Source organism: Flavobacterium sp. 40-81 (assembly GCF_001898245.1).
GTDB classification, from domain to species: Bacteria; Bacteroidota; Bacteroidia; order Flavobacteriales; family Flavobacteriaceae; genus Flavobacterium; species Flavobacterium inviolabile.
Window position 1 is genome coordinate 35,254 of record NZ_MKTM01000009.1, and the last position, 11,421, is coordinate 46,674.

Below are 11,421 nucleotides of genomic sequence, written 5' to 3' on the forward strand. Positions count from 1 at the left end.
AATATGAAGTTAAATTTAAAGTGTTTTGGTTAATTATGCAAACGAATCAGGTTATTTTTGTGTTTATTTATTTCTTTTTTTGTTAAAAAAATGATTATAGTTTATTTAAAGGGCGTTTTTATTGCATCCTGCTATGATTCACAGCTGCTGCAGCTTACCAGATTGGTGATAAACTCTTTGGAAACACTTTGACTGCGTTGGTAATACAGGGTTTTAATTCCCAGCTTCCAGGCTTCAATTAAAAGACTGTTTACATCTTTAATCGGTAAGTCGGAAGGGATATTCAGGTTTAAACTCTGTGCCTGATCTACAAATTTCTGACGGATGGCCGCCTGTTGTATGATTTCCAGCTGACTGATCTCTTTAAACGTTTTAAAGACTGCTTTTTCGTTTGCTGTGAGCTGTTCGATATGTTGCACACTGCCGCCGTTTAGCATGATCTCTCTCCAGATCTCTTCGTTGTCCAGCCCTTTTTCTTCCAGTAACTTTCTCAGGTATTTGTTTTTACGCATAAAATTCCCTTTGGAAAGTCCGGCTTTATAATAATTACTGCTGAACGGTTCAATTCCGGGTGACGTTTGTCCTAAAATTGCCGATGAAGAGGTGGTAGGTGCAATTGCCAGCGTTGTGGTGTTCCGTCTGCCGTAGCCTTTCAGCAATTCCGGCTCACCGTAAATGCGTGCCAGTTCCTGTGTGGCTTTGTCGGCTTTTTCACTGATATGTTTAAAGATCTCCGTAGTTTTCATTTTAGCTTCCATACCTTCAAACGGAATCATGTTTTTCTGCAGGTAAGAATGCCAGCCCAAAACGCCCAGTCCTAAAGCACGGTGTCTTTTTGCAAAGCGGTTGGCTGCTGTTAAATAATAATTGTCTTCTGTTTTTTCGATGAACTCCTGCAATACGGCATCCAGGAAAAAGATAGCCAGTTTAACGGCTTCGGTGTCTTTCCATTCTTCATAAAGCTCAAGATTCATAGAAGACAGGCAGCAGATAAACGATTCGTCTTTTGAAGACGGCAGCATGATCTCACTGCATAAATTACTCGAATTAATGCGCAGGTTATTGTCTTTATAAACCTGTGGTTTATTTTTATTGACATTATCCGAAAAGAAAATATAAGGCAATCCTTTCTGTTGGCGGCTTTCCAGTACTTTTGCCCAGATATGGCGTTTTTCGGTATCGCCGTCAATCATTTCCTGCATCCAGTAATCCGGAACGCACACACCGGTAAACAGGTTTTGAATAGGGTTTCCGATGCTTTTAATCTTAAGGAACTCTTCGATATCCGGATGGTCAATGTCAAGGTAAGCGGCAAATGCACCACGGCGCACGCCACCCTGTGAAATCGTATCCATAGCCGTATCGAATAACTTCATAAAGCTAACCGAACCGCTGCTTTTCCCGTTATCGGTTACGGCGCTGCCTCTTTCTCTCAGCTCTCCGAAATAACCGGAAGTACCGCCTCCGATTTTTGTTTGCATGATCACTTCACCCAGTTTGTGGGTAATCCCTTCAATATGGTCCGGAATATGAACGTTAAAACAGGAAATAGGCAACCCTCTTTCGGTACCCATATTGGCCCAGACCGGAGAACTGATACTCATCCAGCCGCGCTCAATCATTTCCTGGAAAGATTCTTTTAGTTCCGGGCGGTACAATCTGCGGGCAGCAGCACTGCAAATCCGGTCGATAGCACCTTCAACCGTTTCGCCCTTTAGCAGGTAACCTCTGTTTAATATTTGTTCACTTTCGGAATTTTTCCACCATAGTTTTGGAAAGGGATTGTTGTCAGAAAAAGGTTCCGTATTCTTATTTGAAATATCTTGCATTATGATAGGATTATGGGTAAAAAAAATTAAAACAGGTCGTTTGCCGTAATACTTTTATCGTGTTTTGTGTACTCTACCGGACGTTTTGCAAAGAAATCATCAAGACTGTTGGCAAACACTTCTTCTTCAAACCAGGCCATTACCTGATATTCTTCCTGGCTGACATGAAACACTTTTTCAATGCCAATCTGGGAAAGACTTTCGTCGATACGGAATTTCATAAAATTAACCAGGTCATTCTTTTTGATGATTTCAAGCTCACCGCTTTCAAAGATCCAGTCCAGGATATCCGATTCCACTCCAATAGAATCTTTAACACTTTCACGGATCAGCGCAATGGTTTCGGCATCAAAATATTCCGGATGCTCTTCGCGGATCTTATTAACAATATAGATTCCGGCATTGGCATGTACCTGCTCGTCCACAGAAGTCCAGGCAATAATGTTGCTCACATTTTTCATATAGCCTTTAAAACGGGTAAAAGACAGTATAATGGCAAACTGGCTGAAAAGCGATACGTTTTCAATTAGTATACTGAACAGGATCAGCGAAACCACATATTTCTGATTGTCCTGCGAACGGGTATCTTTCAGCACTTTTGAAAGATAGTTGACACGCTGCATGATTACCGGAATGGTCAACAGTTTTTCAAATTCGTCGTTGTAACCCAATACTTCCAACAGTCGGGAATAGGCTTCGGAATGCCTGAATTCACATTCGGCAAAAGTACTGCCCAGTCCGTTGAATTCCGGTTTTGGAAAATGCTCATAGATATTACCCCAGAAGCTTTTTACGGCTACTTCAATCTGTGCAATTGCCAGCAAACTATGCTTGATGGCGGTTTTTTCTGCATGGCTCAAATGCGAGTGAAAGTCCTGTGTATCAGCGGTGAAATCGACTTCACTGTGCACCCAGTACGATTTGTTTATGGCTTCTGTGAATTTAAGTACTTCGGGGTACTCAAATGGTTTATAGTTAATTCTGCTATCGAATATTGACATAATATATTGAATTTAAAATTTAACCTATAGAAAGGGAAAAACACTATTTTGTCTGGGATAAACAAAAGGATGTGTTTTTAGGGGTTATCAAAATTACAACATCAATATATTTAGTTCAACATAGATTCCTGAAAAAGTAACCGTTTTATCAACAGCAGAAAATGGCAGCCGGATAAGAAATTATCAACAGCAATTTTAACGGATAAACCGAACAGGTTAGGGGGAAACCGAAAACCAAAACGGAGGTTATAAACAATGCCGGGGAAGTTTATTTTTGGTATTATGGCGGACTTATCAACAGCTAAAAAAATTACCCCGGGAATATTTTTGGAAAACGGGGTAATCAGATTGCAAAATTCCGGTTCGGGAGGAAACGGATGTTTAAATTGCGATATCTTTTTTCAGGGTATTGAATGGTGTCAGGTTGGTTGTATGATTACTCAATAAAACTATTTTGACGGGCTTCCAGTTTATCCCAGATACGGTAAAACATATCGCTTCCGGGTTTGTCGGTTATGCTGGTATTGGTGATGATGATCCGGCCGATTTTGGTTTTGGGATTAAAAAACAACATGGAAGCAACCCCTGGATCACCACCGGTATGTCCGATGTTTCCGGTATGGCTGATTCCCATTAATATGCCCACATTATAGGATTCGCTATAAGGATTCTGTGTATTCCGTTCGGTAAAGTTCCGGGCACTTAATTGGCCTCTGAATAATTCGGAATAACTGTTTTTGTTTAATATAGTTCCTTTATTATCAAAGCCTTTTATTAATTCAGTTAAATATTTACTCAAATCATTTATAGAAGTAATAAAATTACCGTCCGGATACGAAATCATTGCATAATAGGGAAGCAGTGTTTTGGGATTTTCGTAAAGCCGGGAGTATTTTGAAAAATCCACAGCGTCAAATTTCCATCCCGATTCATTCATTTGTAAGGGCTTTAGAATATGTCGGGTCGTAAACGAATCGAAACCTTCACCGGTTGCCAGTTCGACGATATAAGCGGCAAGTGTGGTTGCTATATTGGAATATTCATAAATGGCTCCGGGTTTGTTTTTGGAAAAACTGTTGTTCCATTTTCCGTCCTTTGCCAGAAAGTTGCTCAGAAATATATTTAACGGCAACACGGAATCCGGGGCATTAAATACCTGCGTATCATCAAATGTTTGTTTTACATTTTTTAAATCCTGACCGGGTTTCAGATAATAATTCTGTGTCAGGTAATAATCGTTGTCCATAATCCCGGAAGTATGGGTTGCCAAATGCCTGATGGTGATTTCCTGATCCGGGAAATGCGGATTGTAAACCTTAAAAGGCAGGTATTTATTAATCGGGTCATCTAGTTTTAAGGCATGCAGTTCCTGCGCTTTTAACAAAGCTATGCCAACAAAGGTTTTCGAAATGGAAGCAATATTCTGAATCGTATGTACGGTATATTTCCGTTTGTTTTCAACAGCGGCATATCCAAACCCGTTTTGATACAACGTTCCGTTTTCATTTACCAGGGCAACCGAAAAACCGTTAAAATACCCTTGCCGGTAAAGGCTGTCAAGAGCAGCTGTTAGCGAATCTTTTGCCTGTTGCTGTTTATCGGCATTTTTAGTAGCGGTCTGCCGGCAGGATACAAACAGCGTGAATAACAGTAGTACGGAAACGGTTCTGATCATAACATTTGGTTTTAGGTTTTGACAGGTATTCAACGCCTTAAAAATAACACTTTTAGATCATAGTTTTTGTTTGGCTCTTTATAAGGAGTAGCGTATTTTTGCGGGAAGGCTCCATTGTGCTTAAAAAACGCTCATAAAAAAGGGGCAATTACACTTTTGATGTGTTAAGCACAACGCCCGGCCAACCTAATAATAGCACCTTGAAAACGGTGATCTGTAATTATTTTTAAATGAGAATCTTTTTATACTTTTTTACGGTACTTATCTTTATTTCCTGTTCAAAAAACATAGTCTCCGAAAGGGACAGCAAAAATCGCAAGCTGGTTGGAAAAATGGTCAACAACCAAAAACAGGGTGTTTGGAGGTATTATGATGAAAAGGATCGGCTTTATATGAAAAGCAGCTTTAAAAACAATGTTGAAACCGGTACCAGTAAAGTGTACCACGAAAACGGGAAATTAAGACAGATCGGGAAAATTGACAACGGAAAACAGGTTGGCAGCTGGAAATTTTACCATCAAAACGGGAAATTCTACGGTAAAGGAAATTTGGTTAACGGGAAAATGGACGGCAAATGGATCTGGTATTTTAATAACGGGCAGCTCCACACCATAAGGCATTATGCCGATGGAAGACTACTGAATGTGGACTTTTCAAAAAACAGAAAAGGCGAAACGATCGAAAGCGGTTCGTTTAAAAATGAAAACGGGCAGTTAATTATCTATGAAACGCAATCTGAAAAAGATAGCGTGGAATATATTCTGAACTATAAAAACGGATTAATTGTACCGTAGCGGATCATTTCCGGCAAAAGCAAACAATTTTAAACAAAAAAAGACCTCATCCGGAGAAGAGGCCCTTTTCAATAAACAAAGCAACAATCTAAACGGTACAGTACCATTATTCTTCGGTACTGTTCATTAATTTTGTCAATAAGGTATAGGCATTTTTAACGACTATTTTTGAGTTTGTTTGTATTGAGGAAGCTATAATCTGCTGGATTCCGTTATGGGCATTTCCCAAATCGACCGGTATCATTGTATAAGTACCTTCTTTTTGCTCGGTAAAGACATAGTAACGGTTCTGCCAGCGGACAACGGCATCTTCCGGAACGGAAAGACCTTTGTTGTTCCGGACGGCAACTTCGCCCTGCATAAACAATCCCGGTAATAAAGCCGCATCGATCTTCTCGAACTTACAAATCAGTTCCATCGCGCCATCGGAGTTGAGTGTCGTATTGATATACTGTATGCTGGCTTTGTATTTTTTATTGCGGTCATTGTTCGAATACGCCATAACGGTCTGACCAATGCTGACCTGATCCACATTTTTTTCAAAAACATTCAGCGTCAGAAGCAGGTCCTTTGTATCCACCAGTTCAAACAGCACATCGGTGGGAGCAGTATATTTGCCCACATTGACATTTACTTTTGCCACTAAACCGGTAATCGGGGAAACAATAGCCACCGTTTTGGAAATAGAGGCAGCATTCAGCTTTTCCGGATTGATACCAATCAGGCGTAATTTCTGCGCAAGCGAAGCCATATCGATCTGCTGGGTTTGTCTTTCGGTATGTGCCTGTTCGGCAACTTTATCACTGCTGGCTTTACTTTCATTCAGTCCTTTCTGACGTTTGTATTCCTTATCGGCTAAAAGAAAACGCTCTTTTGCCGTTAAAAAATCCTGTTGCAGCTGTATGAACTGTATGTCTTCCATAGTAGCCAGAACCTGGCCTTTTCGAACGTACATACCGGGTAACATCGCAGTGTGTTTCAGATAGCCGCCCAACGGGAAGCTAAGGCTTACGGTACTTTGCGGCGGAACGCTCACCGAACCCTGGAGCAATAAAGATCCCTGAACATCCTGTACGACCGGTAAAGCGGATGCGATTCCGGCATTTTTTATTTGTGTGGCAGTCAGGGAAACCACAGTAGGAACTGTTTTTCCGGCAGCGGTTTCCGGAGTCTCTTTTTTGTTACTGCAACCGGTGAGTAAAAAGAGGTAGGTGAAAATCAGGATATAGTGTTTCATGTTGAATATTATAAATTGTGAAGTTGCTGTACTTGTATAACGGCCTGGTTATATGCGTTAACGGCATCCAGGTAGTCATTTTTAATAGCGATAGCCTGATTGATAACCAGTACCCATTGCAGGTAATCTATTGCACCGCTTTCAAACTGCCGGTTTGCAGCCTTAATGATGGTATCGGCATTTTTTAAACCTTCCGTTTCATAATAATGCAGGGCTTCGGTATATTTTTCAACCTCCTGCAGCGCAGTACCGGAATTGGTTTTTAGCTGTAGCAGCAGTAATTCCTGCTGTTTTTGTGCAGACTGCCATTCCACTTTGGATGCCGCTATCCGGGCTGACTGTGCCGAAAAAAACACCGGAATGGTCAATCCTACGGTTACATAATGAAAACGGTCGTTGCGGTCGTAATAAACGTCCGTGCCGTTTGCGGATGTTTGCATGCCTGTAATGCTCAGGTTATTGTAGCCCAGTACAAAGTCGGGTAACATTCTGGAACGTTCCGTTTTCCATTGCCATTTGGCGGCTTCAGTCTGGTGACGGCTCCATTGCATGGCAGGCAGCTGTGCGACATCGGCGGTTTTGAATAGCGAAGCCGGTACTTCTATTTTTAAACTGTCGTGCTTCGGAACATACGGTATGCTGTCCTGTAACAGCAGGTTAAACTGCTGCTGGCGTATGCTGATGTCTTTGGCAAGCAGCTGCAGCTGATTGGTATATTTCTGCCGGTTGGATTGTGCGGTTGCTTTTTCCAGTACGTCTGTAGCGCCTTTGGTAAACCGCAGGTTGGCTTTGTTTTCCAGCAAACGATAAATACTGTCGGCATATACCAGTAAGGTTTTCTTCTGTTGCAGCCATAACAGCTCATAAAAAAGACTGCTGACATGGCTTTTTAACTGTTGCTGGGTCAGTTGGGTCTTAGCCTGTGCGGCAGCATAGTTTTCTTGCAGCAGCTTTTTCTGGTTGGTGTAAACCGTTGGAAAACTAAAGGACTGGCTGGCACCGAAACGGGTATCGTTCAGCCGGCTGTTAAACTGTCCGTAGTCCATATCCAATTGGGTTTTGGGAAGCTCAAAAGCCGTTTTTTGAAGCAGTTTAGCAGATTGCTCGCTTAACCGGGCTCCCTGTACCTGGTAATTGTTTTGCAGGGCCAGGGCAACCGATTGTTTCAGTGTGATTTCTTTTGGCTGCTGTGCCTGTACGATATAGGAGGAAAGCAGCCCCAAAAATAATAAAGGCAGCTTATTTTTAAATTTCAATTTTGTTTTCATTTTTGAAAAATCAATTGTGTTATAAAACATAAGATATAAGGCAGGTAGTACAAACAAGGTGAGCAGGGTAGCGGTAATCAGACCGCCAATCACTACAGTAGCCAACGGGCGCTGTACTTCTGCACCGGCACCGTTGCTGAGCGCCATCGGTAAGAATCCCAGTGAGGCTACGGCAGCCGTCATGAGTACCGGACGCAGCCGGTTTTTGGTACCGGTCATGACCTGCTGCAGCGGATCGGTTATTGTACCGGCTTTTTTGATACGGTTAAACTCCGAGATCAATACGATACCGTTTAACACGGCAACACCAAACAGCGCAATAAAACCAACGCCGGCAGAGATACTAAAAGGCATGCCCCGCAAGGCTAAAGCAAAGACACCGCCAATAGCCGATAAAGGAATTGCCGTGTAGATGATAGCGCCTTCTTTTAGCGATGAAAACGCAAAATAGAGCATTACAAAAATCAGGAACAAAGCTACCGGAACCGCTATTCCCAGGCGTTGTTTTGCCTGTTGCAGGTTTTCAAAAGCACCGCCGTAAGTAATGTAATAACCGGAATCAAATTTAATCTCGGCATTTACTTTTTGCTGTAATTCCTGAACGATCGACTGTACGTCACGGCCACGGACATTAAAGCCTACGATAATCCTTCTTTTGGCATTTTCGCGCTGAATCTGGTTGGGACCTTCGATTTCTTCCACCGCTGCTACCTGCGACAGCGGAATCTGAACACCGGACGGAGTAGCGATTAATAAATTGCGGACATCGTTTATATCCTTTCTTCCGGCATCTTCCACACGAACAACCATGTCAAATTTTTTCTCACCTTCATAGAGCTGTCCGGCAACCGCGCCGGCAAAAGCCGCATTTACAGTACGGTTAATATCGTCGATATACAACCCGTATCGGGCTATTTCTGCCCAATTGTAATGGATGACAATCTGCGGCATTCCGGTTACTTTCTCAATATACCAGTCGGCAGTTCCGGAAACCGTTTTACTGATACTGCCCAATTTTTCGGCATATACCGCCAGTTTGTCCAGATCTTCCCCATAAATCTTACAGACAATATCCTGTTTGGCTCCGGTCATCAGCTCGTTAAACCGCATCTGAACGGGAAACTGGAATCCGGTCGATACGCCGGGTGCGACCTGTTGCACTGTTGCGGCCATTTTATCGGCCATTTCCGGAAAGGTTTTGGCACTGATCCATTCTGATTTGTCTTTCAGCACGATAATCATATCACCGCCTTCAATAGGCATCGGGTCGGTAGGGATTTCGGCGCTGCCAATGCGGGAAACGACTTTTTGGACTTCGGGATATTTTGCTTTCAGCTCTTTGGATATCTTTTCGATAGTTGCGGTAGTGGTCGAGAGGTTAGTCCCTAATAACAAACGGGTTTCTACGGCAAAGTCGCCTTCTTCCAGCTGCGGAATAAATTCACCGCCCATCTGTGTAAATACCAATACAGCCAGCGCAAAAAGGGCAAAAGAAGCCCCGACCAGTCCTTTTTTAAAACGGAGTGCTTTTGCCAGTGCCTTTTCATAAACACGTTCCAGTTTTTGCATGACCCTGTCGGAAAGGTTTGCCTTGTGGCTTATTTTTTTACTGATAAACAGGGAACTGACCATTGGCACATACGTGAGCGATAAAATAAAAGCACCCAATATTGCAAAGGCAACGGTTTGTGCCATGGGTTTAAACATTTTCCCTTCAATACCCTGCAGGGAAAGTATCGGCAGGTACACGATCAGAATGATGATCTGTCCGAATACGGCGGCATTCATCATGCGGGAAGCCGAACCCGAAACTTCTTCGTTCATTTCTGCCTGCGAGATAGTATTGACCGTTTTGTATTTTTTGGCACTGTGAAGATGGTGTAAAATAGCTTCGACTATAATGACGGCACCGTCAACGATGAGCCCGAAATCCAGTGCGCCAAGACTCATCAGGTTACCGCTTACGCCAAAGGTGTTCATCATGATAATGGCAAACAGCATCGAAAGCGGAATTACGGAAGCCACGATCAGTCCGGCTCTCAGATTACCCAGGAAAAGCACCAGTATCAGCACTACAATTAAAGCGCCTTCAATCAGGTTTTTTTCAACGGTTCCAATGGCATTGTCCACCATTTTGGTTCTGTCCAGGAAAGGCTCAATAACCAGACCATTCGGTAAGCGTCCCTGTATTTCGGCTATCCGCGCTTTGACATTTTTAATTACTTCCGAAGAGTTTTGTCCTTTCAGCATCATGACGATACCGCCCACGACTTCGCCGTTATCATCAGTGGTCAGTGCACCATAGCGCACCGCGGAACCTATTTTAACGTTGGCTACATTTTTAATCAGTACCGGCGCACCGTTGTGCAGGTTTTTGACAACAATATTTTCGATGTCGCCAATGCTTCTGGCCAGACCAACGCTGCGGATATACAATACCGTAGGACCTTTTTCGATATAAGAACCTCCGGTATTCTGGTTGTTCCGGCTTAAGGCCGTAAACACATCGGTTATGGTAAGGTTTAACGATTTTAAACGCGACGGGCTTACTGCCACTTCATATTGTTTGAGGTTACCGCCAAAAGTGGCAACATCGGCTACACCTTTGGTTCCCAGTAACTGCCGGCGTACATCCCAATCCTGGGTTGTCCGCAAGTCGGCCAGGGAATATTTAGCCTCATAACCCGGTTTGGGCTTTAAAACATATTGATAGATTTCTCCCAAACCGGTAGTCACGGGTGCCAGTTCGGGCGCATTGGCCTTTTCGTCTATTTTAACCTGCTGCAACCGTTCCGTTACCTGCTGGCGTGCCCAGTATATGTCGGCATCATCTTCCAGTACGATCGTTACCAGAGAGAGTCCGAACCGCGAAATACTGCGGCTTTCCTTTAATCCGGGAATATTACTGACGGCCTGTTCGACAGGGAAGGTGATGAGCCGTTCCACATCTTCGGCACCAAGTGACGGTGCGGTCGTTATGATTTGTACCTGATTGTTTGTAATGTCCGGTACGGCATCTATTGGCAAACGGCTCACTTCATAGCATCCGTAGAGAATCCACAGTATAGTGAAGATGCCAATTGCCAGTTTATTTTTAACTGAGAATTGAATGATCTTATTAAGCATAATTGGATGTATTTGAATAAATAGCAGGGAGGCTAAAACAAGGCTGTTTTAACTTCCGAAAGTATTTTCTAACAAGGCAATTATGCTGAAGGTGGCCGGAACAGGCAGGCTAATGCCGGATTGGTATGAAAAGTGGGTTTGTATATTATTGGTCGCTGATCCTTTAAGATAACAGGGCAGGACGGGAACTCAACAGGTCGGTCGAGTGGAACAAATACAAGCTGGGCGGTGTGCAGGTCGATTTTTTTGAACGGAAGCTGCATGTCGCGTTCCTGATCATTATCGTTATCATCCTGACCCCAATAGTGCATGGAAAGGTATTTTACAAAATCGATATCATCGTGCTGCTGATGTTCCATATAGTGCTGAAACAGCACCGGCAGTTTGTAGAACTGCTGAAAAAAGCTGTTACTGGAGCCGATCAGGAAAACTAATATGTAGATATAGATTTTTTGCACAAGGTAAAATTACCCTTTCAGTAGTTTATAAGC

The 11,421-nt window shown here is 43.0% G+C and carries 7 protein-coding genes; 1 reads left to right on the plus strand and 6 read right to left on the minus strand.

The window, feature by feature from the left end; translation table 11 throughout:
- Window positions 1–131: 131 nt before the first annotated feature.
- From BGO42_RS02305 to BGO42_RS02315, 3 genes are all read right to left on the minus strand, one after another.
- Entirely contained in the window at window positions 132–1,829 is a 1,698-nt protein-coding gene (locus BGO42_RS02305) for a ribonucleoside-diphosphate reductase subunit alpha (RefSeq protein ID WP_177734501.1), read from the minus strand.
- 26 nt (window positions 1,830–1,855) lie between these two features.
- On the minus strand, window positions 1,856–2,830 hold the full coding sequence (locus tag BGO42_RS02310) for a ribonucleotide-diphosphate reductase subunit beta (RefSeq protein WP_177734500.1): 975 nt from the start codon (window positions 2,828–2,830) through the stop codon (window positions 1,856–1,858).
- Window positions 2,831–3,266: 436 nt separating this feature from the next.
- Window positions 3,267–4,505, minus strand: coding sequence for a serine hydrolase domain-containing protein (locus tag BGO42_RS02315; RefSeq protein WP_273245708.1), 1,239 nt, complete (start codon window positions 4,503–4,505; stop codon window positions 3,267–3,269).
- Window positions 4,506–4,735: 230 nt separating this feature from the next.
- Between BGO42_RS02315 and BGO42_RS02320 the strand changes: the two genes are divergently transcribed.
- Window positions 4,736–5,299 (plus strand): toxin-antitoxin system YwqK family antitoxin, encoded by a 564-nt coding sequence (locus BGO42_RS02320; protein ID WP_273245709.1) that lies wholly within the window; start codon window positions 4,736–4,738, stop codon window positions 5,297–5,299.
- Window positions 5,300–5,405: 106 nt separating this feature from the next.
- Here BGO42_RS02320 and BGO42_RS02325 read toward each other — a convergent pair whose 3' ends face one another.
- The 3 genes from BGO42_RS02325 to BGO42_RS02335 form a co-directional block, all read right to left on the minus strand.
- Window positions 5,406–6,536 carry an efflux RND transporter periplasmic adaptor subunit gene (locus BGO42_RS02325; protein WP_273245712.1) on the minus strand — a complete coding sequence of 377 codons (1,131 nt, stop codon included), beginning with the start codon at window positions 6,534–6,536 and terminating at the stop codon, window positions 5,406–5,408.
- 8 nt (window positions 6,537–6,544) lie between these two features.
- A complete protein-coding gene (locus BGO42_RS02330; protein ID WP_273245714.1) occupies window positions 6,545–10,930 on the minus strand; it encodes a CusA/CzcA family heavy metal efflux RND transporter in 4,386 nt (1,461 codons plus the stop codon).
- 80 nt (window positions 10,931–11,010) lie between these two features.
- The gene (locus tag BGO42_RS02335; protein WP_177734496.1) at window positions 11,011–11,388 is read right to left on the minus strand and encodes a hypothetical protein; all 378 of its coding nucleotides are present in this window, start codon (window positions 11,386–11,388) and stop codon (window positions 11,011–11,013) included.
- Window positions 11,389–11,421 lie beyond the last annotated feature (33 nt).

Bases quoted from the DNA above. Each gene is read 5' to 3' on its own strand.
- BGO42_RS02330 (WP_273245714.1), bottom strand. From the start codon at position 10,930: ATGCTTAATAAGATCATTCAATTCTCAGTTAAAAATAAACTGGCAATT.
- BGO42_RS02305 (WP_177734501.1), bottom strand. From the start codon at position 1,829: ATGCAAGATATTTCAAATAAGAATACGGAACCTTTTTCTGACAACAAT.
- BGO42_RS02325 (WP_273245712.1), bottom strand. From the start codon at position 6,536: ATGAAACACTATATCCTGATTTTCACCTACCTCTTTTTACTCACCGGT.
- BGO42_RS02315 (WP_273245708.1), bottom strand. From the start codon at position 4,505: ATGATCAGAACCGTTTCCGTACTACTGTTATTCACGCTGTTTGTATCC.
- BGO42_RS02310 (WP_177734500.1), bottom strand. From the start codon at position 2,830: ATGTCAATATTCGATAGCAGAATTAACTATAAACCATTTGAGTACCCC.
- BGO42_RS02320 (WP_273245709.1), top strand. From the start codon at position 4,736: ATGAGAATCTTTTTATACTTTTTTACGGTACTTATCTTTATTTCCTGT.